This is a genomic window from Microbacterium sp. GXF0217 (genome assembly GCF_054798195.1).
On the sequence record NZ_JBSJZG010000002.1, the window covers coordinates 70689 to 94110 of the forward strand.

The window sequence follows — 23422 nt, forward strand, 5'->3', positions numbered from 1 at the left end:
CAGTCGACTGAAACGAACGAGTCCCCCGGGTTCACAGTAACCGGTTGGGGAGCATCTCGGGCCGCGACCGGTTTCGGGAACGTGACTCCGATTCACGCCTCGGCGGTGAGAACCACTGTCACGGGCCGGGAGCCGTGGAACGACGCGCGCATGTCCGAGACGGTGACGGCGAGTGTCAACTCCGTGCCGGTCCGCGCCAGGGCTTCGGAGAGCGCGTCTCGACGCACGAGCACGGCGTGCGGAGCCGACAACCCGGCGGCGGGGTCGGTGAACACCTTCACTCCATCGCCGTCCACTCCGTCGAGTCCCCAGCCAGTCCAGTGCGCTCCGAGCAGCCGCGGCAGAACTGCGCTGAGCGGGGCGACGCTGCCGTCCACCGCGGGGACGACGACCGAACCGTCTTCCGGCAGCGTTGTGAACGCGTCGGCGAACAGGTCATGGCGGATGGCGCGCCGACTGACGACGGGTTCGGGGCCGAACGCGTCCATCGGAATCAGACGGGCGTCGTCGATGCGGATCACGTCGTGCCGGGTGCGGCCGATAGCAGGGAGACCGTCGTCATCGTCGTCTCCGAGCATCCATCGGTGTCGTCCGAGGCGCAGCGTCGCTCGCTGATCGTGGTGGCGGTGCGCTGGGTCGAGCAGACGGAACCGTCCGTCGATCACGACCCAGACCGTACCCTCCGGATCGGTGACCTCGAGCTCCTGCGCAGAGTGCCCTCCCGACCCGAGCGGACCGATCCGCGGCACCCACCAGCGTCGTGGTGGCACGGCATCCGAGTCGCGCAGCATCAGCGCCACCGGCACGGTCGGGTCGAGCCGTGTGCGCCACGCCCCATCCGGGTCTTCGAGCATCTCCGTCGCCGGATTCTCGGACGTCCCGCCTTGACGGGGACGAATCCCACCGAGAGGCGCGCGCCGAACGGATGCTTCGCATACTGGCGCGCGAGCCAGCGCCCGCGCACGAGGGAGAGCCCGTGACCGTCGAAAGCGTCCCCGATATCGACGACCGCATCGCGTCCGGTGACCGGCACGCCCATCGCGTCGAGGATGTCCGTCTCGAACCGCTCGGCGTCGCGCTCGGATCGTGCGTCCGCGAACATCGCCCTGTCGTCGTCCCGGATGAGGTCGCGACGGCGGGGAGAGAAGCGGAGACGGCGCACGCGCAGCGGCGGCAGGGCGTGATCGAGGAACGCATGCATCGGAACTCTGGAATCGATCGCCCGGTGGATCGCCGCGAGCGACGCGTACGACTGCACAGCGAGGTCGCTTCGGAGCGCGTCCGTGCACACGTCGCGGACGATATGCGCGGATGGCGACTCCGGCCAGCGGGCGATGATGCCGGCCGCCGCCGCGAACAGCGCGTCGCGAGGGTGGTCGTCGTCGACATCAGCGACCCGTCCAAGCACGGTCTTCAGCAGCGTCGGATGCCGGTGCGCGATCTCGACGAGGCTGCTCACCGCGAACCCGGGCAGACCGGTGTGATCATTCGCGCACGTCATCCAGGTGAGTATTTCCACCACCGGGTCTGCCTGGTCTTCGCTCAACTCCGGCCACCGCTCGGTGGAGAGCCAGGAGAGCAGCTCTTCCATATCGTCCTGGTCACTCGGCGAACGCTCGCACAGGTCCTCCAAGATCGTCGGCCAGAACCGGGATCGCTGAGCGAGCGGAGTCGACCGGAGGATGTCGCACAGCCAGGTGACGCCGATCCGCGACCGTCCCGGAACGCTGAGCACCGACCAGAGAACGGCTTGGCCCGCGTCCCCGCCCGCGCGCAGCATCCGTTCGGCGAGAACACCGGTGCCTGCGTGGATGCTGCCATCGGTCCGCTCGTTCAGGGACAGGGCGAACGCGAAGTCGCGCTGGTCGTCGGTGACGTTCGGAACGGGGAAATCCGGAAGCTCGAGCCGACGTTCTGCCTGGGGGAGCAGCTCGGCGAGAAGGGCGAGAGCTGATTCTCGCTTCCCGCTGGGAAGCTCCCGGAAGAGCGCGTCGACAGAGCCGTCGGCGATCGCGCGCCGCATCCGGAGCGTCTCGCTGAGACCGTCCCAATGCACGCGAACAGCGTCGTCACCCGCGGATTCGAGCAGACCCTCGTCGATCAGCCGATCCACGACGCGGTCGACAATCGGAGCAGGGGTTTCGGCCTTGCGAGCGATCCCGGTGATGTCGCTGCTGCCCCCTGCGTGCGTGATCGTGCCGATGATGCGCTGCACCGTCGCCCTGGGCATCTGCAACGCGGCGGCCGCCTCGTCAGACAGCAGGTCGACCCAGGCCTCGAACAGTCCGGTCCGACTGAGCACACGATCCGCCTGATCGGGCCGTGCACTGATGACCCGGACGGCCACCGACGCCAAGAGGGGATTGGACACGACGGCATGCCAGCGCGTGCCGGCCGGGGCATTGAGCGTCCGCTCCACGGCGCGCGACAGCACGGCGCGTTCGGGACGGTCGTGGTGGAATTCGGGCACGCCGCCGTCGGCGACCGGCATCCGGTCCTCTCGGTTGGAGAGCACGAGCCGGAGGCTGGGGAACCGGCCGACCGTGTCGAACAGGCGCTGCAGGGCGACCGGGAGATCGCGGATCGACGCCTCGTTGAGGCCGTCGACGATGAGCACCAGCGGTGAGCCGCCGTCGCGGACGGATCGGTGCCCGATCGCGTCGAGCATGGCGGCGATCTCCGTCGGTTCGGCGTTCCGGTTCTCGAAGGCGCCGCGCCAGGGCTGTGCGAGGATCGGGTCGTCGGTCGCGGTGAAGTCCCTGGCGCGCAGCAGCAGCACCGGGATGCCGGCGTCGGAGGCCCGGCGCGTGTATTCGGCGAGTTGGTAGCTCTTGCCCGTGCCCCACGCACCGGAGATGAGCAGCCGGCGCGTTCGGGCGGCTTCGGCCTCGCAGGCGAGGAGCTCGGCGTGGGTGTGCAGTGCGGCCGCTGAGGCGGCCACCCTCAGGATCGCTTTCAGGACCGGTCGTTCGTCCTCGCTGTCCTCCGGCAGTGGCAGCCGCGCGCCAACCGTCGTCCTGGCGAGCGTGGATACCGCCGCGCTCCGGTCGCGCAGCTCGGTCAGTGGCGCTTCGAGCTCGGTCGCAGACAGAGTCAGGGATCCTTGCACGGCGGTGCCAGCGGCGAGGACTGCCGCGCAGGCATCGCGGACATCGGTGACGAGCGGCGAGGCCGCGGGAAGGGCGTGTTCGCGACGGTGGAGTTCGTCAATCAACTCGGTGAGACCGTCGAGGCGGATGCGTCCATTCGGTCGGGTCGAGTCCGACAGTCGATCGAGCAGATCGGCAGTGCGCGGCGCGGGAAACTCCAACTGCGGCGCCAGTTCGCCACCCAGGCGGGTGAGGATGCTTCCGGCCCGTGCGGCCGAGTATCGCCTCACATCCTCCAGGCGGAACGGTGTCAGCGACGCCATCACCGCGGCGTACTCTGGGCGTTCCGTGCGGACGATCTCGTCGAGGTCGGTGGCGAAGCGGATGGCGACGTCGACCGTGCGCCCACGCTTCGCGGCCTCGGCGGTCATAGCGGCGATCGCCTGTTTCGCCTTCGCATCGTTGCCCGGCGAGGAGTGCTTCGCACCGGAAACGCCGGTGCCGCCGGTGCGATCCGCGGTCGAGCACCAGATGTACCGGGTCACGCCGCCATGCTCCGGCCGGCCGAGAAATGTGGTGAAGGAGCGCTTGATCGAGCCGATCTCCTTATCGAAACCCGCGCCGGGGTACGCCTTGCACTGCACCGCGAGCCAGCCGCTCGTCGTCGGGATCTTGGCCTCGATACCGCCGTCCGTCGATGGCGCCATCAGCTCGGACGGGCCCGTCGGTACGTCGCCGTAGACCTTCGCGATCTCGCCGATAATGCCGCTGCACACCCACTCGAACTCGCGCGCGTCGAGGTTTCTGACCGACTGCTGCTGCATATGACCCCCAGGACGCGCCTCGTACGACCGTATCGGATGGCTGGCGCGCAGGATCTCATGCCCCGGGTGAGCCGTTCTGCACTTCACGGCCGATGCGGAAGCACCCGCTGGTGTCACGCGCGAGGCGGAGCGAAGAGTCGATCGAGATGCTGATCAAATGGCCGAGATCGTCGCCTGCGGGCTGATCGAACAGTGGAGGGGCTGACGGGAATCGAACCCGCGCTGTCTGCTTGGGAAGCAGAAGTTCTGCCCCGCACTAGTCGGAAATGTTGATAAGCGTTTCTGATCAGGTGTTTCTGATGTCGGTCAACGGTCCTGGATAGTGCCGAATCTCGCTCAAATCCGCGAGTAACTAGCGAGCGGCTTACGGATTGAAGAACAGCCGAACGGCGCCGTCAGGGCTCATGCCGTAGACAATCGTGTGGCCGCCGCCCTCAACGTCACCGGATACACCAGGTGTCAGTGCCTGAGTGATCGTGTACTGCTCGGTCTTGTCGGGAACGAGTCCCTGCAGCAGGCACGTCGACGCCTCACCGGTGGAGTCATGGTCCTGGTCGTACTCCAGCACGCCGTCACTCGTTACCGTGATCCCAGCGTCGCTGCCACCACATTCCTCCGCGACAGAGTCGAAGGATGCCGAGCAACCGGCGAGCGTCATCGTGGCTGCTACGAGCGCGACCACCGACAAGCGTTTCTTCATGCGCCCAACGTAGCGGACCGCTCTCGCACGCGCCGCGCCGTGATCGGGTCCGAACGCACTCCGTCGGGGGAGTGCGCGGCACGACCCAGAAGCTGATAGACCCGCGCCGGGGTCACGCCGAGCTCGTGGCGGATCGCTTCTTCCTTCATGCCGTTGTGGCGCGGCCAGCGCGCTTCGAACGCGAGCAGAGTCTCGGGAGGCATGGGCTCTACCCTGCCGAGAGCCACGGACATACGCTGTCGGTATGGTGAGCCTCGATGCGGCGGCTCAGCAGCACAGCCCCCACGACGACGTCGTGATGCGGGAGATCCCCGGCGCGTACGTGTGCCCGGAGTGCGGGCATAGGCTCACCGTGCCGAGCGTGCCGATGCCGCCCGAGCATGACGGGCCGGCGTTTCCGGGCTATTGATACTTGGCTTCCTGTCTGATCGTGTGGCAGTCTCCTCATCAGGTGGGATCCCGAGGAGGACGGCTTGTCGAGGTATCAGTTTGAAGGCGGCTACCCTACGGGGCAGACCGTCGAGGCGGCGTACGACGATGCGGACTACGCCCGTGCGGTGGTCGTGTACAAGCACTTCTTCCCTGCCGTGTCGGGGATGGCGATCTGGGCCGGAACACAGGCCGCCGGGGTGGTGCCGAACAAGGTCTTCGGGACGATGGACACCCGACCGGGGCAGGTGGGCTTCACGCTGAACTCCGATACCCCTTACGGTCCTGTCCTACTTGACCTCGCGGTCGGGCCGTTGGTGGTGACCATCCCGGCGGGGCCGGTCATCGGTGCGGCGCTGAACACTGACCAGAGCTGGATCACCGACATCGGGATTCCCGGCCCCGACCAGGGCCACGGAGGACGTCACATCTTCTTGCCGCCCGGGTGGGAGGGTGACCTGACGACGGACGGGTTCGTCCACCGTCCGGCGGGGAATCGTGTCGTCGTCGGTCTGCGCGCGATCCCGCAGGATGGCGACGTGCAGGCCGCCATCGCGTTGCTGCGCTCCACCCGAGTCAGTCCGCTCGGTGACTCTGCCGAATGGGCAGAGCCGTCATGGGTCGACCTGACCGGGAAACCGCAGGACACCACTCCGCAGACGGTGCAGGGAACTCTGGAGTACTGGAAGCTGCTGCACGAGTACATCGACAGCGAGCCCGCACACTCCGCTGATATCGCCTACCTCGGTGAACTCGCCACGCTCGGTATCCGCGCCGGGCAGGCATTCTCGCCGGACGAACGGATGCGAACGATCCTGGCGTGTGCGGCTGAGCATGCGGATGCGCAACTGCGGGTGCAGTCACTCGCGGACCGGAGACGGGATCGCATCGTCTGGCCAGATCGCCAGTGGGAGTGGGTCACGCTACGGCCCGAGAACGCAGACTTCGCTATCGACGGTCGAACAGATGTCGACGCCCGCGAGACCTGGTTCTACCAGGCCATCGCGAGCTCTCCGGTCATGTTCCGCCGGCAAGCCGGGTCAGGGTCGCTGTACTGGTTCATCGCCCGCGACGATGCAGGACAATATCTGGACGGTGCACGGAACTACCGTGTTCGCGTTCCCCTTCCTGTGCCCGCGGGGTTGTTCTGGTCGCTCACCGTGTACGACGCCGAAACGAGAAGCCAGATCAGCACACCGCAGGACAACGCCGCCCTGCGTTCACTGTTCGAGCTTGACGGACAACTCGACAGCGACCACATTGACTTGCACTTCGGCCCCGAACCCGCCGAACAAGGGCCGTGGGTTCAGACTCTGCCCGGGCGCGGGTGGTTCGCCTACTTCCGCATCTATGGTCCGACCACCGCAGCATTCGACGGCGCGTGGCGCCTCGGCGACCCGGAAGGCGTCTAACGTCTCGACGTCACCCTTCCGTCAGCTGGATTCAGGCATAGGCGCGGTGGAAGTGCCACCCGTCCTCGCTCTTGAAGACGTCGAAGACCATCGACTCGCCAAGTACGGCACCCTCGAAGCTGCTGCCGACGATCTGGGCATGCCGTACAAGACCCTGCGCCGCCACCTGACCACGACGGGCAAGGACAGGACCGCGAGGGTATCCCTCGACTTCGTGCTGGAAGTCTCCGAGCATCTAGAGCGAGTTTCCGGCGTGAGCTTCGAGGAGATCTATCGCCGTGCGACCATCCGCCCCGACGCGACAGTGACCCCGATCAATGTCCGACGCCCGAGGCAGGATCTGGAGACGGTGGAACTCGATAACACGAGGATCGCCGCATCGAAGGACACGCCGATTAACCCCGATCGGGGCGAGGCGTAACGGAGGGGTACGAATTGAACGGTGCACTGAACTTGATGGAAATGATCGACTACGGAGAGCCGACGGGCAGCCCCACGGCTACCACCGCCTACATGTTCGGGATCGTCGATTTCCAGAACGGTCCGTGCGCGATGGACTACGATCCGTGGGTTCACGCCGAGATCCTGGACCTCCCGATCATCTTCCGCGACGACCTTCCCGACGACGAGATGGTCGCCTGTTACTCCCCGGACCACGAGGCCGTGTTCGTCCGCCCGAACCTGCACGGCGTCGTCGAACGCTGCGCGATCGCCCATGAGATCGTGCACTTCGAGCACGGCGACATCGGCGCCAACGACATACAAGAGGAGCGCGCTGACGCATCGCAGCCCGCCGCCTCCTCCGCCCGTCACGCCTCGACGAGTTCGTCGACGTCACCGAAGACCCCGGCGTCGTCGCGCTCGAGCTCGGCGTCACAGAGAAGATCATGCGCACGTACATGCGCATGATCCGCCAGGGACGGATCGCCCGCTATGCCTAGACCACCGCTCGTCCTCGAAACGTGGGGACGCATCCGCCGTACGACCGTGGGCGGGAAGCCGACCGCCGTCGCCTACTACCGCGACAGCGACGGCGTCACCCGGAAGATGCAACGCCAGGGGAAAACGCCCGCGCAGGCGGAGCAGGCCCTCGTGCAGGCCCTGCGCGACCGTGTCGCCCCCACCGGCGAATCGATCGCCCGAGAGTCGACCCTCGCTGATCTCGCGCGCGTCTGGTTGAGCGAGATCGAGAAGCAGGGGAAAGCGGCGGCGACCGTCTCTAGGTACAAGTCGACGGTGCGCGCGCAGATCAACGAGCATGTCGGCGCCGTCCGTGTCCGGGAAGCGACACCGCCCCGGCTGCAGCGCATCGTCGACCGAGTCGCCGAGTCGTCCGGGCCCGCGCAGGCGCGGATGCTCGGCGTCGTCCTCAACGGGATGTGCAGCCTCGCAGTCAGGTACGGGGCCTCACAGTCCAACGCCGCCGACGAGCTCCGGCTGCCGGCCCGCGCGAAACAGGTCGTACGCGCCCCCGGCGTCGAGGAAGGTCCGGACGCTGCGTGCCGCGATGCGAGCGTGGGATGCGCTGCCGCCCCACCGAGACGGGGCCAGGCGCGACATGGCCGACCTTGTCGACATCCTCCTGGGCACCGGGTGCCGCCCGGGTGAGGCCCTCGCGCTCCGCTGGGACGACCTCGACCTTGACGGCGGGTGGGTGTCGATCACCGCGACCGTCGCCCGCATCGAGGGGGAGGGCCTGATCCGTCAGGAGCATCCGAAGTCGGACGCGTCGAACAGGCGGCTCGCTCTGCCTCGGTTCGTACTCGACGCGCTCACCAGTCGCCGCGTGCACGCCTACTGCGAGTGGGTGTTCCCCTCGGCCGTCGGTGGACTCCGCTGGCCGGAGACGGTGCGCACACACTGGAACGGTGCACTCAAGGGCACGGCGGTGTCGTGGATGACGCCGAAGGATTGCCGCAAGGCGGTCGCGACGCTACTCGGCATCGAAGACGCACAGCACCAGCTGGGCCACGCGGATGCCGGAGTGACGTCGAGGCACTACGTGGAGAAGCCGCTCGAGCGACCCGACATGGCGGCGAAGCTCGAAGCGTTCGCTTCCTGAAAGCGAGTAAATAGCGAGAAGCCCCGACCTCCGAGATGGAGGGCGGGGCTTCTGTCTGTCTCGATCCCTTACGGGAGTAGGTGTGGAGGGGCTGACGGGAATCGAACCCGCGCTGTCTGCTTGGGAAGCAGAAGTTCTGCCATTGAACTACAGCCCCGTACCGGCATCCGAAGAGGCAGGTATCGGACAGCCTACCTGGCGCCCGGCCGCAGGCCAAAGTGCGGGCGGGCTCGCCGCTGGTACTGTGGAGCGTCCGTGCAGCGGTTCGAGGAGGTGGTACCCGTGATCAGAATGACGTCGGTGCTCCTCTGCGGAGGCACGGCCGGGCGATAGGTCGTCCGGGAGCGCCGCTGATGGCACTCCCGAAAGGCACGACCATGCGCTTCACCTCAGAACACGATGACGGCGTCATCACCCGCGAGTTCGCTCTCGACGGCATCCCCGGGATCCTGTGGACGCCGTCGGACGCTTCCCCGTCCGCACCCGTTCCGCTCATCATGATGGGTCAACCCGGCGGGCTCGGGATGCGTCGAATGCATCCTCGCCTGGCCGCACGGGCGCGCACCGTAGCCGCGCACGGCTTCGCCTCGGTGGCCGTCGAACTGCCCGGAGCCGGTGATCGATCACCGCTGCCCGGTGCGGAGCAGGCGCGATCGGACCTGGTCCGCGCGCTCTCGGCCGGCGAGGCGCCGAGCGCACGGACCATCGACCGGCTGGTTCTTCCTCTTGTGGAGGAGGCGGTGCCGGAGTGGCAGACCGCACTCGATGCAGTCCTGGACCTGCCCGAGATCGGGGAGAGAGTGGGATTCTCCGGCGGCGTGATCGCGATCGGCGTGCGTCTGGCCGCCGTCGAACCGCGCATCCGTGCGGCCGGGCTCTTCGCGGGCAGCTACATCCCGCGGACGATCATGGAAGAAGCCCGCACGGTCACGATTCCTCTTCACGTCCTCCTGCAATGGGATGACGAGGGCAACGACCGCCAGATGGCGCTCGACCTCTTCGACGCCTTCGGGTCCGCGGAGAAGACCCTGCAGGCCAACATGGGCGGCCACACCGGCGTCCCGGCATTCGCCGGAGAGGACGCCGGACGCTTCTTCGTCCGTCATCTCGGGACGCCTCTCGCGTGAGCGCGCACGGCCGGGCGTCGCCGTCATGACGGAAGCACCGCGCACTAGGCTGTTCCCGTGCTTCTCAGCGACCGCGACATCACCGCAGAACTCGCCTCCGGCCGGATCGGACTCGACCCGCACGATCCCGCGATGGTGCAGCCGTCGAGCGTCGACGTGCGCCTGGACCGCTACTTCCGGTTGTTCGACAACCACAAGTATCCGTTCATCGACCCGTCCGAGGACCAGCCCGAGCTCACCCGCCTCATCGAGGTCGCGCCCGACGAACCGTTCATCCTGCACCCGGGCGAATTCGCGCTCGGTGCGACATTCGAGCAGGTCTCCCTACCGGACGACGTCGCCGCCCGTCTCGAGGGCAAGTCGTCGCTCGGCCGCCTCGGACTCATCACGCACTCCACGGCCGGCTTCATCGATCCGGGGTTCACCGGGCATGTGACCCTCGAGCTCGCGAACGTCGCGACGCTGCCCATCAAGCTGTGGCCGGGCATGAAGATCGGGCAGCTCTGCTTCTTCCGCCTGACCTCGCCCGCCGAGAACCCCTACGGCTCCGGCCCGTACGGCAACCGCTACCAGGGGCAGCGCGGGCCGACGGCATCACGCTCGTTCCAGAACTTCCACCGCACGGATGTCGGGGTCACCGACCTCGGCTCGACCGGCGGCTGAGAACGCGCAGGAGGGGCGCCCGGTCCGAGGACCGGGCGCCCCTTCGCGCAGAGCGTCAGCTCAATTCCACGGACTCCAGCCGTCATCGCCGGACAGGTACGCCTCGCGCGTGAACGCGGCGGCCTCGTCGTCCGTCAGCTGCGGTCGCCCCGGATCCTCGCCGACGACCGCACCGGGACCGGAGTTGGCGTACTCGCGGAAGAAGTCCTCCTGCCAGCTCCACCCGCTCATGTCCGACCATGCGGGCGTGCGCACGTGTGCGCCGAGTTCGGAATCGCGCACGACCATGGCCGGATCGACGTCCGGATTGCTGCTCGGGTGCCACGGGCGCCCGAGCGACACGGTGCCCGGCGCGGCGTCCGACGTGAACACCGAGTCGACGAACAGAAAGCCCTTGCCACCGGGTACCGTCGCGGGAGCCGCGACGTACCCGTTGTTCGTGGTCGACGCCCGATCGAGCGAGCGGATCTCGGAGTCCTCGACGACGAGCGTGCCGCCGCCGTAGATGAAGTCGACGTCGCCGGCGACGTACGAGTCCGTCATCCAGACGCGCGACGGCTGCGTCTTCGAGATCGGATCAACCAGGAACGTGTCCTGGTTGCCGAGCAGTCGCACGCCGTCGAGCACCGTGCGGTCGGCCGCCGTGCGCAGCGCCAGCGCCTGACTGCTGCCGTTGACCGCCTCGTCGTACGCGTTCTCGATCGTGATGTCGCGCAACGTGACGTCGTCCGCGAGCACCGACAGCACGGGGGAGCCGGTGTGGCCCCACGTTCCGCCGTAGAACTTCGCCTGCCCTGCCGCGAGGTCGTAGGTGATCACCACGTCCTCCGCGACCCCGGACGAGCTGCGGATCGTCAGGTCATCGGCATCCGGCCAGATCCGGACCACCTCGCGATAGACGCCGGGGGAGACGACGATCTCCACCGGGTGCTTCGCACGGGATGCCGCGCCCACCGCCGCGCCGACGCTGGCGAAGTCGCCGCTGCCGTCGAGCGCGACCGTGATCCGCTTCTTGACCTTCTCGTCCTTGCCGAGCGGACCGCTGTGCGCGTCGACGATCGAGACGACGTCGGCCGTGGCATCCGGCGTGTAGGAGTAGAACGACGTCGGATCGAACGTCGGACCCGTGTTGTCCTTGCGGCCCCGGATGTTCGTGAAGGTGTTGTTCCGCGACTCCACGGTGGACTCGGGGTCCTTCGCGACGATCGCGTCCTCGCCGTTCTCATAGACGCTGGATTCGATCACGAGCTGCGAGGCACCTCGTGACATCGTCCCGTAGTGCGTCTGCCCCTCGAACCAGTTGTTGTAGAGGTGGCCCGCCGCGACATTGTCGATGCTCGCGTTGCGCTGGAACGTGTTCGAGAACGCGTTGTGATGCATCGTGATCGTGGTGACGACGTTGCTCGTCCACCCCACGCCGACCGTCTTGTTGTGGTCGTGGAAGGAGTTCCACGACAGCGTCACCGCGGTCGAGTCCTTGCGCACGTCGACGAGTCCGTCGCCGAGGCGGGTGAACTCGTTGTGGTCGATCCAGACGTGCGACGACGTGTCGATGCGGATGCCGTCGTTGTCGTTGTCCGCGCTCTTGCCGTCCCAGTCGCCGGGGACATACGAATCGCGGAACGTGAGGTTGCGCACGATCACGTTCGACACCCGATCGAGGAACAGCCCGCCGCCGACGAGTTCGGAGTCGCGGCCGGCGCCGACGATCGTCTTGTCGGAGGCGACCGTGATCTGCGAGCCGAACGGCTCGACATCCAGGCTGCCCTTGACGAGGATCGTCAGCGGCTCCTCGAGCGCGGCGTACTCGGCGAGTTCGACGGCGTCGTCGGCCACGACCAGCCGACCGCCTCCACCGCCGGTCGTGCCCTCGGGCAGGTCGTCGCTCGGCGTCGAGGCGAAGCCCGTTGCGGTCGGCGACCACACCGGGCCGTCGGCGGTCGTCGTTGTCGGCGCGCCGATGCGCTCGAGCAGCGCGGCGCCGTCGAGGCCGGCGGAGGCGTCGTCGGCATGCGCCGGCGCGGCGATCAGCGACAGGGCGAGCAGCGGTGCGCTCGCGACGACCGCCACGCGGGTCAGGGTGCGCGTTCTCATCGGTCCGCTCCTTCCACGAGGGTGTCGCCGATCAGGACGACATCGTCGAGAGTCGTTCCCGTCCCGGCATCACGCAGCGCCAGAGCCGTCTGGGGCGGATCCACGTCCAGCGGGTTCTCGAGCGTGAGGCTCTGCAGTGTGACGTCGTCGGCGAAGACGTTGACCGTCGGCCAGTCGCTGCTCGCCTTGTCGTACGTGATGACGACGTCGGCCGGGTCGCCGGTGGCGCCGACGATCGTCAGGTGATCGGCATCCGGCCAGATCGAGAGGACCTCGCGGTAGATCCCGGGCTGCACGACGATCTCGACCGGGTGCGCGCTGCGCGAAGCCGCACCCACGGCCGCGTGCACGGAGAGGTAGTCGCCGCTGCCGTCCTGTGCGACGGTGACGCGGCGCTCGGCCTCATCGGTCGTGGCGTGCACGGGGCCGGCGTGCTTGCTGAGCAGCTTGCGGACCTTCACGGCGGAGTCGGCGGTATAGGCGTAGTTCGCGGACGGATCGAAGGTCGCACCCGTGTCGCGCGGCTGCTCGCCCCAGACATCCTCGAAGATGTTGCCCTGCTGGAAGACTGAGCCCTCACCGATCAGCGGATTGCGGGCGTGCTCGAACACGTTCGACTCGACGACGAGCTCAGTGTCGACGCCGCGGGCGTTCATGCCGTACGAGCTCACTCCGGACAGCCAGTTGTTGTACACGTGCCCTGCCGCGACGTTGTCGAGGCTGCTGTTGCGCTGGTGCACGTTCGAGAACCGGTTGTGGTGCAGCGTCAGCGTCGACACGACGTTCTCGGTCCATCCGACGCCCAGGGTTTTATTGTGGTCGCGGAAGTAGTTCCAGGATGCCGTGACCGCGGTCGAATCCTTGCGGATGTCGAGCTGGCCGTCGCCGAGACGCTCGAACTCGTTGTGGTCGACCCAGACGTGGTGTGACGTGTCGATGCGGATGCCGTCGTTGTCGTTCTCCGGCGACTTGCCGTCCCAGTCGGCGCCGATGAAGGAGTCGCGGAACGTCAGGTTGCGGATGATCACGTTGGAGACGCGGTCGACGAAGAGTCCGCCGTTGACTATCTCGCCGCCGTCAGCGGCACCGGCGATCGTCTTGTTCGCCGTGACCTTGATCATGCTGCCGTCGCCGACGTCGATGGTGCCGTCGACGAGGATCGTCAGCGGCTCGGTGGATGCTGCGGCGGCCGTGAGCTCGGCCGGATCGTCGACCGTGACGACGTTGCCGCCCGCGCCGCCGGTGGTGCCGTTCGGGAGCTCCGCGGTCGGTGTCGAGGCGAAGCCGGTCGCCGTCGGGGACCACACCGGACCGTCGGCGGTCGTGGTGGTGGGCGCACCGATCTGGGCGAGCAGGTCGGCGTCGCCGGCGGGCTGCGCGCCGGCAGCTGATGGGATGAACGTGGTCAGGGCGAGCAGCGGTGCGCCGACGATCGCTGCGGCGGCGACGTATCGTCGGCCCTGATTTCGCGGGGTGACGGGTGGCGATTCCAGCGAAATGGGCGCGCCGGAAGACGGGGGCTTGAAGGACATCATCGTTCCTCTCGCAGGTGAGACCGGAATGGGGAACCGGTTTCTCAGACCCTAGCCAGGAAATGTTGTTGATGTCAACGTATTCCCGGAGGATGTGCGGGACTTCCTTTGCGCGGTCAGGCCGGGCTGTGCAGGTTCCGTTTCACCGCGCAGAGCAGGTCTCGCGGGGTGGGTGGTGGTGACCGCCTCGACGACGGCGTCGAGCACGTCGTCGTCCGACAGGATGCGGTTGTGGCCGAGGCCGGATGGCCGCAGCATCCGCGATCGGCCGGCGTGCGCGCGATGCAGGCGCACGGAGTCGGCATCCGGAAGGCCGCGGTCGTCCCTGCTGTGCACGACGAGCAAGCGGGTTCCCTCAGGGAGCGGGTGCGCGGCGGCGTCGAAGTGCTCGGTGACGGATGCCGGAGTCTCGCCGATCCGTGCCGCGAACAGCCGCGTGAGGTGGCCCCGTGCGGCGTCGCTCAACGCGACCAACCGCGCGAACTGGTCGATCATCGCGAGCGGGCTCGCCGCACCAGAGATCGTGATGACGAGGGGCGCCCTGGCGAACGTGCGCGCCGCGGTGAGCCCCGCGACGGCCCCGACCGAATGTCCGATGACGGCGTCGAACGGGCCGAAGCGCCGCTGCATCCCGTCGATCGCGGCCATCCAATCGCGGATGTCGGTGCGGCGCCCGCTCGAGGCGCCGTGCGCCGGGGCGTCGAACGACACCACGCGCAGACCGGCCGCGACGAGCTCGCGGGCGAGCGGCGCGAACTGCGTGGCTCTGCCCATCCAGCCGTGGAGCACGAGCACCGTGCGGGGCCCATCGCCCCAGCGATAGGTGACCACGTCCCTGCCGCGCACGCGCAGCAGCGCGCGTCGAGCGGCGAGATCCGTGGGGCGATCCAGGTCGCGCAGCACCATGCGCGGGCGCGTCCGGAAGAACAGGCCGTACGCGATCCGGCCTGCCAAGGCGGGGGACAGTGCGTCGGCCGCGCGAAGCGTCGTGCGGGCGAATGCGGCGGAGCGTGGCATGTCTTCCTCGATTCCGAATGAATACGAACGATCGTACGTAGAGTATACGAACGGTCGTGCGTAAACTAGGGGGGTGTCAGATCAGGTGGTGGACGGGCGCCGGGCGCGGGGCGATGCCTCGCGACGCAGCGTGCTCGCGCACGCCACGGATCTCGCATCCGTCGACGGTCTCGACGGGCTCACGATCGGGCGACTCGCCGCGACCTCGGGGCACAGCAAGAGCAGCATCGCGACGCTGTTCGGCAGCAAGCAGTCGCTGCAGCTGGCGACGATCGCCGCGGCTCGCGAGGTGTTCCTCACCGCGATCGTCGAGCCGTCGCGCGCCGAACGGCGTGGAGTGCGCCGTGTGGCGACGCTCATGCGTCGGGCGCTGGACTACTCCCGAGACCGCGTCTTCATCGGCGGATGCTTCTTCATCGCCACCTCGGCCGACCTCGACTCCAAGCCAGGGCCGGTCCGCGACGCCGTGCGCGAGGCCCAGTCCGACTGGTACGGCTACATCGTCGCGCAGCTGCAGTACGCCCTTGAGGGACGCGAGCTGCGCAAGGATGCGGATGCCGAGGACATCGCGTTCGTCCTCATCGCCCTGGACGAGCACGCGAACAGTCGATCGCTGCTGTTCGGCGACGACGACGCCTACGACCGGGCGGCCCGCGGGATGCGGCAGCAGCTGATCGCCGCCGGAGCCGATGCGGCGCTGCTGACCGCGCTGGCGTAGCGGCGGGTCGCGCGTCCTGGTGCGTGCCGGACGCGACACCCCACCCCGCCTCGACGTCGCGCGGCATAGGATCAGAGCGTGACCGGCGATACGGGGAATCCGGACGGACCGCGCGACGACGAGCCGCGTATCATTCCGCCGCCCCCGCCGCCCGCCCCGTCTCCGCAGGAGACGACGGTGGAACCCGTCGTCGGCGGTGATGTCGCCGGCGCGTCCGTGATGCCGGCCGAAGAACTGGATGCCGCGGCGGCCGACGATGCGATGCCCGACGATCTCGCGGTGAGTGCCGATCTCGCGATGTCGCGCGTGGATGACCTCGACATCCCGCCCGCCGAGATCGCCGTTCCGGACTTCGCGATCCCGGAGCCTCCGGAGATCCCTCCGCTCGACGCGACGGCCGCCGTGCTGCTCGAGGACGAGAAGGCGGCGGTGTCCACGGAAGTTCCGCCCCCGGCGACGCGCTCCGAACTGCGCGCGCGGACGGCGGGCCAGTCGGGTGCACCGCCGTCTGGTGCGCAGCGTGACTCCGCGGCACCGCCACTCCTTGCGACACCGGGTGCGCCGTCGCCCGTCGCCGCTGAGCAGCCAGCCGCGGCGTTCGCCCCGGCTGCGCCTTTCGACCAGGTGCCGGATGCCCCGGCATCCGACCCCTCGAACCCGTCGGGTGGCGACACCTACCGCGGCTGGCCGATCGTGGTCTTCCTCGGGCTCGCGGTGCTGCTCGTCGCGGCCGTGATCGGGATCCTCGTGCTCGTGAACAACCCGCCGTCGAGCGCGGCATCCGACGTCTCGAGCACCGACGTCTCCGACCCTGTCGCGGTCGACGCGGCGTCGGAGACCGGATGCGCCGACCTGTGCGTCGAGGTCTCTGCCACGCTGAGGAACAGGATCGTCGGCCCAGACGGCAGTGCGATCTGGACGATGGGCGAAGACTGGCAGGATGCCGCGGCGCCGGTGTCCTCTGCGGGCGGCACGCAGCAGGCGATCATCTGACATGTGCCGAGCGCGGATGCCGCGCCGCGACTGATGCTCATCGAGGGCCCGGACGACGACACCGTCTTCGACTTCTACCTCGCGCTGCCCTTCTGGCCTTCCTTCGCACCTCGCGAGACTTGCTTTGCGGGGTGAGGCGCAGCCGGTCGGCTGCGTCTCACCCGGGAAAGCAAGTCTCGTCGTCGGCGGGTCAGCGGACGGTGCTGCCGCGCTCGAACCCCGCATCGAAGCCGCGTTCGTAGGCGTGCTGGGCCATCCGCGCGACCCGGCGGTGCAGGCCGCCGCGACCGTGCTGTCCGCGTCCTTCGCTGTGGGGAGCGCCGTGGCCGTGGCCTGCGTGAGGGCGTCCGTCGTGAGCCTCGCGCTGAGCGTGGTCGCCGGCGAACTCGGGGCGCCCGGAACGGCGTCCGTGTCCTTCGTGCCCGCCGTGGTCGAAGCCGTGGCCTTCGCCCGCGTGTCCGACGAAGCGGCCGAAGGGGTGCCCGTGCCGGGGGCCGTGCCCGCGATTCCCCCGGTGCCCGCGACCCCCGCGGTTCTTGCGCGGCAGTGGGGTGTTCTCGTCCCAGCCGAGCGCTCGTGCCATCGCGGCGAGGCTCGCGATGGTCGTCGCGTACTCCTCGGAGCTGACGGCCTCGGCGATCGTGGCGCGGATGCCATCCACGACGACTCTCAGCCGTTCTTTGGCGGCGCGACCGTCCTCGGTCAGTGACCAGCCGTCGTCCGCGGCCGCGATCCAACCGCGCTCGATCAGGCGACCGAGCTTGCGATCGTCGATCGGCCGTCCGGTCGGGACGTCGCCGTCGATCGCATTGAGCAGGCGCCAGTCGCGGCGCGTGATGTCCTCGTTCTCGAAGACGCGCGCGAACTCTGCGGCGAGGAGCCGATCGGTCGCGGTGAGCCAGTAGCCGAGGGGGCGCTCTTCAGATGGTGTGTTCTGCGTGTTCATGGGGTGGTTCCTTTGAATGTCATTGTGCATGTATATGTAGTGTGACATGCAATGCTGAAGTATGTCAAATAACATGTAAAATCGGAGGCGTGAGCGCACAGGATCCTGCCGACGACATCGCCGAAGCTCTCGCACGTCTGCGCGGGCGGCGTCCGCACGGTCACGGCCACCACGGGGGTCCGCACGGGCATCACGCCGGCCCGCACCCCGGGCGCCCCGGCCCCTGGGCTGGTGGCCCTGCAGGGCGTTTCGCGGCCCCGGCATGGATGCGGATGCTGGAGGCGCTCGCCGCGGCATCCGTTCCGCTCAGCGTGAGCGAGCTCGCCGACGCCGTCGGTGTCGATCAGCCCCGCGCGTCACGGCTGGTGCAGCAGGGCGTCGAGCGCGGTTTCGTCCGGCGCGAGGCCGACCCGGAGGACGCCCGTCGCACCCGGATCGCCCTCACGGATGCCGGCATCCGCGTCGCCAGCGGGGTGAGGGGCGAGCGGAGGCAGGCGTTGTCGACGGCGCTCGAGGCCTTCACCGAGGCCGAGCGCAGGGAGTTGGCGCGACTGCTCGGCAAACTCGCCGATAACTGGGGTCCCGGCGTCTGAATCCGGGGGCGACGCGGGTTAGGCCGCGCGGCGCTCCGGAACCGGAAGCAGCAGCAGGAGCCCGAGCAGCAGCACGATGACGATGCCGAGGATTCCGAACTTCGTCTGAGCGGTCAGCACGATCAGGGCGGTCCAGGCGGCCGAGGCCATCCAGCTCGCCGCACGCCCTGTTGTCGCGTAGAGCCCGAAGATCTCGCCCTCACGCCCGGCCGGCGTCACCCGAGCGAGGAACGATCGCGATGCCGATTGGGCGGGCCCGACGAACGCGCACAGCAGCAGGCCGCCGATCCAGAAGACGACGGCACCGGCCTCCGCGAGGAAGAACACGGCGAGCCCGGCGACGACCATCGACGCCAGTGAGAAGAGGATGATCCGCTTGGCGCCGAACCGATCGTCGAGGCGACCGGCGAGGATCGTCGACACACCGGCGATGAGGTTCGCCGCGATGCCGAAGATCACGAGCTGCAGGAAGTCGAAGTCGAACACCTGGCCGGCGATGATGGCGCCGAACGCGAACACGCCGCCCAGGCCGTCGCGGAACACTGCGCTCGCCAGCAGGAACCAGAACGTGGGCCGCGTCGCCGGCGCGCGGTACAGCCCGACGACGTCCTTCACCAGCAGCACGTAAGACGCGAAGAACCCGACCTTGCGCTCCGGACGTCCCAGCGACGGCTCCGGAACGTTCAGGAAGATCGGGATGCTGAAGACGATGGCCCAGATCGCGCAGCCGACCGCGATGATCCGGAACGGCAGACCGGACTCCGTCGGAAGCCCGAACCAGTCGAGCATGTAGAACACGACGACGAGCACGAGCGCGACGATGCCGCCGATGTAGCCGAAGCCCCACCCGAGCCCCGAGATGCGTCCGATGGTCTTCGGGTTCGCGATCCCGATCAGCATGGCGTTCGAGTTGACCGCCGCGATCTCGCCGAACACGCTGCCGGCCGAGATCAGCGCGACGCCCAGCCAGAACAGCGTCGGCGTCGGCTCGACGAACCACAGCCCGAACATGCAGGCGATGAGCGCTCCGGTGCCGATCCCGAGCCAGAGCTTCTGGCGCCCGGCGGCATCCGCGCGCTGGCCGAGCACCGGCGCGAAGACGAGGATCGCGAGTCCGGCGATCGTGGATCCGAGTCCGAGCCCGCTCGCGAGGTCCGCTTCCGCAGCCAGGTACGCGGGGTCCTTATCCCCGAGGGCAGTGACCTCCGGGGGCAGGAACGCCTCGGTCGTCAGATACAGCGCCGTGAAGATGAACGTCAGAATCACGGTGTTGAACGGCTGCGTCGCCCAGTCCCACAGCGCCCACGAGTACACCTGCTTCTTGGGCGCGGGAGTGTCACCGCGCAGCTCGAGCCCGATGACGCCGACCGCACCGCTGTTCGCGGTGGGCGGTGGGGTCGGCGTGTTCTCCGGCGTGCTCATGCCTCGAAGTCTGGCCGCGTCCGGTGAACACGGGGTAGCGGCGCGCCGGGACGTCTTCCGAGCGCGCTCACCCGAAGGACACCGCGACGAGCTCGGCGAACAGCGCCTCGGCATCCGCCTCGACCCGATGCCGGGCGAACCACTCGCACACGTTGACGCAATCGCGGTGCAGCAGATCGAACCCCTGTGGGTTCGCGATGACGTCGACGATCTGCGGCAGATCGATCACCCGCACGCGACCGTCATGCACAAGGAGGTTGTACGGCGAGAGGTCGCCGTGCGCGAAGCCTGCTGCCGCGAAGACGTGCATGAGATCGACGACCTGGCGGAACAGATCAGTCAGCTCGTTGCCGTCGCCGCGCACCTGTGCGAGGCGGGGAGCCGCCACCGCACCCGTTCCGATGAACTCCATCAGCAGTTCGGTGCCGTTCACCTGCACGGGGTACGGCACGGGGGCACCGAGCTCCCATGCGCGGCACAGGGCCTCGAACTCGGCGAACGACCACTCCGCCGCCGCGACCTCGCGTCCGTAGAGCGACTTCTTCTCGGTGGCGCGGGCGTCACGCGAGTTCCGGGTGCGGCGTCCCTCGGTGTAGATGCTCGACCGGTGGAACGTGCGGTGCTGCGAGGTGCGATACCGCTTGGCCGCCAGCAGGGTGCGCTGCGACGGGTCGTCTGGCACGGCGCGCTCGATGAGGAAGACATCCGCCTCCTTGCCGGTCTTCAGGATGCCGAGTTCGGTGTCGAGGGCGCCGGCGCTCGTCACGACCCACGAGGGTTGCGGTTCGGGCCCGCGTTCGGACGGGGTGACGGCCGGCCATGTGGTCCAGCGCTGGTTCTCGCCCGGCTCGATGTCGGCGAAGGCGAGAGAGATGTCGAAGGGGGATGCGTCGGTGGACGCGAAGAGATCAGACACGGTGGTTGCTCCGGGAGAAGGAGACCACCCGTGGATCAGGAGTGGGCGGCCTCGAGGGGAAGGATCTGGTCGGAAGTGGGCACGACGACGACAGCAGTCATGGCTTGCTCCTTCCGCTGATTCCTTCCGGGGACGCCCCGGCGCCCGTCGAGCATATCCGCCTCCTGCGGCGCCGTCCAGACCCGGACGATCGGTCGGATGCCGCGGACGACCGATCGGGTGCGGACGCCGGCATCCTGCGAGGGTGGAATCATGACCACGACCGCCCCCGTCCCCACCGCCCTCCCGGCCACCGTCGAGCGCATGCGCTACGGCGGGCCGATCATGCTGATGCTGATGAGCTTCCTGCTCGTCACGGCGGAGTTCCTGCCCAACGGGATGCTGACCGAGATGGCGGACGGCCTCGGCGTCACGCCGGGGCAGGCGGGGCAGACCGTGACCGTGACGGCTCTCGTGGGGCTCCTCGTCGCGCCGACGGTCGGTCTCATCTTCCCGAGACTGGATCGGCGGAGCCTGCTGGTCTGGATGGCGCTCGCCGCCGCGGCATCCAACCTCATCGTCGCGATCGCACCCAATCTCGTGCTCGTACTGCTCGCGCGGTTCCTGCTGGGCGCCGCCATCAGCGCGTTCTGGTCGATGTCGATCACGGTCGCCGCGCGCATCGCGGGGCCCGCGCGCATCGGCCGAGCCGTCATGTTCACGACCGCCGGCACGTCGTTGGCGACCGTCGCCGGCGTCCCGATCGGCGTCATGCTCAGCGCGGTCCTCGATTGGCGTGCGGTGTTCGCGCTCGCCGGTGTCGTCACCGCGGTGCTGGCCATCGGCCTGCGGACCCTGCTGCCCTCGGTGCCTGCCGCCCAGGCCTCCAGTCTGCGCATCCTCGTCGACACGATCCGCCGCCCGGGCGTCGGGCTCGGGCTCGCCGGGCACGTGCTCGTCGTTCTCGGGCACTTCCTCGCGTACACCTACATCCGCCTCGCGCTGGAGCGGATGCCGGATGTGGATGCCGGGGCCATCGTCCTCCTGCTCGCCCTGTTCGGTGCCGGTGGGCTGGTCGGCAACCTCGTGATCGGGCTCGTCGTCGACCGGACCTTCCGGGTCTTCGCGGTGGTCGGGCCTGTGTCGATCGCGGCTGCCGTGTTCGCGACGATCCTGCTGCCCGGATCGTTCGCCGCGATCGCGGCGGCCGTGTTCGTGTGGGGCTTCTTCTTCGCCTCGTGGCTGATCGTCGTGAACACGTGGGTCGGGCACCGGATGCCGGATCGCCTCGAGGCGGGCGGCAGCCTGGTCGTCGTCGGCTTCCAGGGTGCGATCATGCTCGCGGCGGGTGTCGGCGGCATCCTCGTCGATGCGCTGGGCGTCGAGCTGAACTACGTGGTCGGCGCGGTGATCCTCGTCCTCGGGGCGCTGCTGTTCGGGGCGTCGAACCGCGTGCGGGGCTGATTCGAACGCGGCTTAGGCTGGAACCGCCCCCCCACCCGAGGAGATCCGTGTTCCGTGCACCCGCCCGCCTTTTCCGTGTCCTGGCGATCGCAGAGGCGATCACCTGGACGATCCTGATCTCCGCGATGATCGCGCGAGCGGTCGGTGCACCGGGGATCGTGGTGACGATCGGCGGAGGCATCCACGGATTCGTGTTCCTCGCGTACGGTGCGACGGCGATCCTCGTCGCGCTCAATCAGCGCTGGCACATCGGCGTCGCGGCGCTGGCGGTCGTCAGCGCAGTGATCCCCTATGCGACCATCCCCACCGAGATCTGGCTGCAGCGCACGGGTCGCCTGCGCGGCGACTGGCGACTCGAGGCCGGCGACGACCCGCGGGACGGCCGCTGGTACGACCGGCTGATGCGCTGGTTCCTGCGGCGGCCGTGGGTGCTCGCCGGGCTGCTCGTCCTCGCGATCGTCGCCCTCTATGTGGTGCTCCTGCTCGTCGGCCCTCCCGGCGGGCGTTGATCCGCCGCCGGAGCGGTCAGGCCGGGCCGGTCAGGCCGGGATCGCGGTGCGCCCACTGGCGCGCCACAGCGACGGCGTCACGCCGGTGTGGCGGCGGAACGCGCGGCTGAACCCCTCGTCCGACGCGTAGCCGAGTTCGCGCGAGGTCTCGGAGACGCTGTGCCCGGCATCCAGCAGCTCTTTCGCCTGACGCATCCGCACGTCGGTGACGTAGCTCGCCGGAGACTGACCGACGGCGGCACGGAACCGCTCGGCGAACACCGAGCGCGACATCGCGCCGACGCTGGCGAGCAGGTCGACGGTCCAGTCGCGCCCCGGCTCGGAGTGGATCGCATCGACGACCCGGTCGAGGAAAGGATCGCCCGCACGGGACGGCCACCCCTGCGGCGCGCAGCCGTTCTGCGCCCAGGCCCGGATCACGCTCAGCAGCACCGTGGTGACCATCATCCGGCAGATGAGCGGGTCGCCCGAACGTTCGTCGTGCGCGCTCGGGTCGACAGGGCCGAGATTGGCGGCCAGCGCCGCGGCGGCCGGCTCGAGCTCGGCGAATCCGGTCACGAAGACGAAGCCGGGGATGCCGTCGACGGCGGCCGAGTCGAGTTCGAGATCGGCGGTCATCAGTCGTGCACCGGAGGTGGACTCCAGGGCGATCGACCGGTGACCCATGCTGAGGAACGCGTCTCCGGCGAGCAGCGTGCGCGGCCCGCTGGCCGGTGCCGCAGAGCCGCGGGCGACATCCAGGGCGCAGCTGGTGTCGAGCACCACGTCGCCGGTGATCTCGCCCTCGACGACGTAGGCGAGCGTGACCTGCCCCTTCGGCAGCGGAAGCACGCCGTCCTGCGACAGCGTGGTGCGGCGCGCGAAGCCGAGTCGGACATCGAAGGAGGACAGCACCTCCGCGAGGCGATCGGGATCGACAGTCGTCATGTGTGG

Annotated in this window: 25 protein-coding genes and 1 tRNA gene; 13 read left to right on the forward strand and 13 right to left on the reverse strand. The window is 68.7% G+C overall.

The annotated features are described in order from the left end of the window. Nucleotides 1-92: 92 nt before the first annotated feature. The 4 genes from ACWAT3_RS03680 to ACWAT3_RS03695 form a co-directional block, all read right to left on the reverse strand. Complete coding sequence (locus ACWAT3_RS03680; RefSeq protein ID WP_460795975.1) at nucleotides 93-854, reverse strand: hypothetical protein; 762 nt, start codon at nucleotides 852-854, stop codon at nucleotides 93-95. Beyond that, complete coding sequence (locus ACWAT3_RS03685; protein ID WP_460795976.1) at nucleotides 791-3913, reverse strand: P-loop NTPase family protein; 3123 nt, start codon at nucleotides 3911-3913, stop codon at nucleotides 791-793. Before ACWAT3_RS03685 ends, ACWAT3_RS03680 begins: the two co-directional genes overlap by 64 nt. 364 nt (nucleotides 3914-4277) lie before the next feature. Beyond that, nucleotides 4278-4613 (reverse strand): hypothetical protein, encoded by a 336-nt coding sequence (locus ACWAT3_RS03690; RefSeq protein WP_460795977.1) that lies wholly within the window; start codon nucleotides 4611-4613, stop codon nucleotides 4278-4280. Beyond that, entirely contained in the window at nucleotides 4610-4816 is a 207-nt protein-coding gene (locus ACWAT3_RS03695; protein ID WP_460795979.1) for a DUF3263 domain-containing protein, read from the reverse strand. Before ACWAT3_RS03695 ends, ACWAT3_RS03690 begins: the two co-directional genes overlap by 4 nt. A gap of 41 nt (nucleotides 4817-4857) precedes the next feature. Here ACWAT3_RS03695 and ACWAT3_RS03700 point away from each other — a divergent pair, with 41 nt between their 5' ends. The 6 genes from ACWAT3_RS03700 to ACWAT3_RS03725 all read left to right on the forward strand — a co-directional run bounded on the left by ACWAT3_RS03700 (nucleotide 4858) and on the right by ACWAT3_RS03725 (nucleotide 8516). Beyond that, nucleotides 4858-5022, forward strand: coding sequence for a hypothetical protein (locus ACWAT3_RS03700; protein WP_460795980.1), 165 nt, complete (start codon nucleotides 4858-4860; stop codon nucleotides 5020-5022). A gap of 187 nt (nucleotides 5023-5209) precedes the next feature. Next, a complete protein-coding gene (locus ACWAT3_RS03705) occupies nucleotides 5210-6454 on the forward strand; it encodes a DUF1214 domain-containing protein (RefSeq protein ID WP_460795981.1) in 1245 nt (414 codons plus the stop codon). A gap of 52 nt (nucleotides 6455-6506) precedes the next feature. Next, on the forward strand, nucleotides 6507-6875 hold the full coding sequence (locus ACWAT3_RS03710; protein ID WP_460795982.1) for a hypothetical protein: 369 nt from the start codon (nucleotides 6507-6509) through the stop codon (nucleotides 6873-6875). A gap of 35 nt (nucleotides 6876-6910) precedes the next feature. After that, the gene (locus ACWAT3_RS03715) at nucleotides 6911-7363 is read left to right on the forward strand and encodes a hypothetical protein (protein WP_460795984.1); all 453 of its coding nucleotides are present in this window, start codon (nucleotides 6911-6913) and stop codon (nucleotides 7361-7363) included. 24 nt (nucleotides 7364-7387) lie between these two features. Next, a complete protein-coding gene (locus tag ACWAT3_RS03720) occupies nucleotides 7388-8062 on the forward strand; it encodes a hypothetical protein (protein WP_460795985.1) in 675 nt (224 codons plus the stop codon). Then, on the forward strand, nucleotides 8013-8516 hold the full coding sequence (locus tag ACWAT3_RS03725; RefSeq protein ID WP_460795986.1) for a site-specific integrase: 504 nt from the start codon (nucleotides 8013-8015) through the stop codon (nucleotides 8514-8516). Before ACWAT3_RS03720 ends, ACWAT3_RS03725 begins: the two co-directional genes overlap by 50 nt. An 83-nt stretch (nucleotides 8517-8599) precedes the next feature. Here the strand turns inward: ACWAT3_RS03725 and ACWAT3_RS03730 are convergent. Beyond that, a tRNA-Gly gene (locus tag ACWAT3_RS03730) sits at nucleotides 8600-8673 on the reverse strand. Between the two features lie 220 nt (nucleotides 8674-8893). On the opposite strand from ACWAT3_RS03730, the gene ACWAT3_RS03735 reads away from it, so the two are divergent. Together ACWAT3_RS03735 and dcd are read left to right on the forward strand one after the other, a co-directional pair. Further along, the gene (locus tag ACWAT3_RS03735; protein ID WP_460796785.1) at nucleotides 8894-9643 is read left to right on the forward strand and encodes a dienelactone hydrolase family protein; all 750 of its coding nucleotides are present in this window, start codon (nucleotides 8894-8896) and stop codon (nucleotides 9641-9643) included. Nucleotides 9644-9700: 57 nt separating this feature from the next. Then, entirely contained in the window at nucleotides 9701-10306 is a 606-nt protein-coding gene (gene dcd, locus ACWAT3_RS03740) for a dCTP deaminase (protein WP_429459318.1), read from the forward strand. A 60-nt stretch (nucleotides 10307-10366) separates the two neighbouring features. On the opposite strand, the gene ACWAT3_RS03745 is transcribed toward dcd, so the two are convergent. The 3 genes from ACWAT3_RS03745 to ACWAT3_RS03755 are packed head-to-tail and all read right to left on the reverse strand — an operon-like array spanning nucleotide 10367 to nucleotide 14949. Continuing rightward, nucleotides 10367-12400, reverse strand: coding sequence for a pectinesterase family protein (locus tag ACWAT3_RS03745; RefSeq protein ID WP_460795987.1), 2034 nt, complete (start codon nucleotides 12398-12400; stop codon nucleotides 10367-10369). Then, nucleotides 12397-13932 (reverse strand): pectinesterase family protein, encoded by a 1536-nt coding sequence (locus ACWAT3_RS03750; RefSeq protein ID WP_460795989.1) that lies wholly within the window; start codon nucleotides 13930-13932, stop codon nucleotides 12397-12399. Before ACWAT3_RS03750 ends, ACWAT3_RS03745 begins: the two co-directional genes overlap by 4 nt. A 51-nt stretch (nucleotides 13933-13983) precedes the next feature. Beyond that, a complete protein-coding gene (locus tag ACWAT3_RS03755) occupies nucleotides 13984-14949 on the reverse strand; it encodes an alpha/beta hydrolase (protein WP_460795990.1) in 966 nt (321 codons plus the stop codon). A gap of 73 nt (nucleotides 14950-15022) precedes the next feature. On the opposite strand from ACWAT3_RS03755, the gene ACWAT3_RS03760 reads away from it, so the two are divergent. Next, nucleotides 15023-15667: a TetR family transcriptional regulator C-terminal domain-containing protein gene (locus ACWAT3_RS03760; RefSeq protein ID WP_460795992.1), complete on the forward strand. Its 645-nt coding sequence runs from the start codon at nucleotides 15023-15025 to the stop codon at nucleotides 15665-15667. Nucleotides 15668-15745: 78 nt separating this feature from the next. Continuing rightward, on the forward strand, nucleotides 15746-16660 hold the full coding sequence (locus tag ACWAT3_RS03765; RefSeq protein WP_460795994.1) for a hypothetical protein: 915 nt from the start codon (nucleotides 15746-15748) through the stop codon (nucleotides 16658-16660). A gap of 190 nt (nucleotides 16661-16850) precedes the next feature. Here the strand turns inward: ACWAT3_RS03765 and ACWAT3_RS03770 are convergent, their stop codons facing one another. Continuing rightward, nucleotides 16851-17606: a MarR family winged helix-turn-helix transcriptional regulator gene (locus ACWAT3_RS03770; RefSeq protein WP_460795995.1), complete on the reverse strand. Its 756-nt coding sequence runs from the start codon at nucleotides 17604-17606 to the stop codon at nucleotides 16851-16853. A gap of 89 nt (nucleotides 17607-17695) precedes the next feature. Between ACWAT3_RS03770 and ACWAT3_RS03775 the strand changes: the two genes are divergently transcribed. Beyond that, nucleotides 17696-18199 (forward strand): MarR family winged helix-turn-helix transcriptional regulator, encoded by a 504-nt coding sequence (locus ACWAT3_RS03775; RefSeq protein WP_460795997.1) that lies wholly within the window; start codon nucleotides 17696-17698, stop codon nucleotides 18197-18199. Between the two features lie 18 nt (nucleotides 18200-18217). Here the strand turns inward: ACWAT3_RS03775 and ACWAT3_RS03780 are convergent, their stop codons facing one another. The 3 genes from ACWAT3_RS03780 to ACWAT3_RS03790 all read right to left on the reverse strand — a co-directional run bounded on the left by ACWAT3_RS03780 (nucleotide 18218) and on the right by ACWAT3_RS03790 (nucleotide 20791). Then, nucleotides 18218-19621: an MFS transporter gene (locus ACWAT3_RS03780; RefSeq protein WP_460795998.1), complete on the reverse strand. Its 1404-nt coding sequence runs from the start codon at nucleotides 19619-19621 to the stop codon at nucleotides 18218-18220. A 67-nt stretch (nucleotides 19622-19688) separates the two neighbouring features. After that, complete coding sequence (locus tag ACWAT3_RS03785; protein WP_460795999.1) at nucleotides 19689-20537, reverse strand: serine protein kinase RIO; 849 nt, start codon at nucleotides 20535-20537, stop codon at nucleotides 19689-19691. 35 nt (nucleotides 20538-20572) lie between these two features. Beyond that, complete coding sequence (locus ACWAT3_RS03790; RefSeq protein ID WP_460796001.1) at nucleotides 20573-20791, reverse strand: hypothetical protein; 219 nt, start codon at nucleotides 20789-20791, stop codon at nucleotides 20573-20575. Between ACWAT3_RS03790 and ACWAT3_RS03795 the strand changes: the two genes are divergently transcribed. Continuing rightward, complete coding sequence (locus tag ACWAT3_RS03795; protein ID WP_460796002.1) at nucleotides 20790-21980, forward strand: MFS transporter; 1191 nt, start codon at nucleotides 20790-20792, stop codon at nucleotides 21978-21980. The genes ACWAT3_RS03790 and ACWAT3_RS03795 overlap by 2 nt on opposite strands. A gap of 47 nt (nucleotides 21981-22027) precedes the next feature. Beyond that, nucleotides 22028-22489: a DUF3817 domain-containing protein gene (locus tag ACWAT3_RS03800; RefSeq protein WP_460796003.1), complete on the forward strand. Its 462-nt coding sequence runs from the start codon at nucleotides 22028-22030 to the stop codon at nucleotides 22487-22489. Nucleotides 22490-22519: 30 nt separating this feature from the next. Here ACWAT3_RS03800 and ACWAT3_RS03805 read toward each other — a convergent pair whose 3' ends face one another. Then, on the reverse strand, nucleotides 22520-23416 hold the full coding sequence (locus ACWAT3_RS03805; RefSeq protein ID WP_460796005.1) for a helix-turn-helix transcriptional regulator: 897 nt from the start codon (nucleotides 23414-23416) through the stop codon (nucleotides 22520-22522). Nucleotides 23417-23422: the final 6 nt, after the last annotated feature.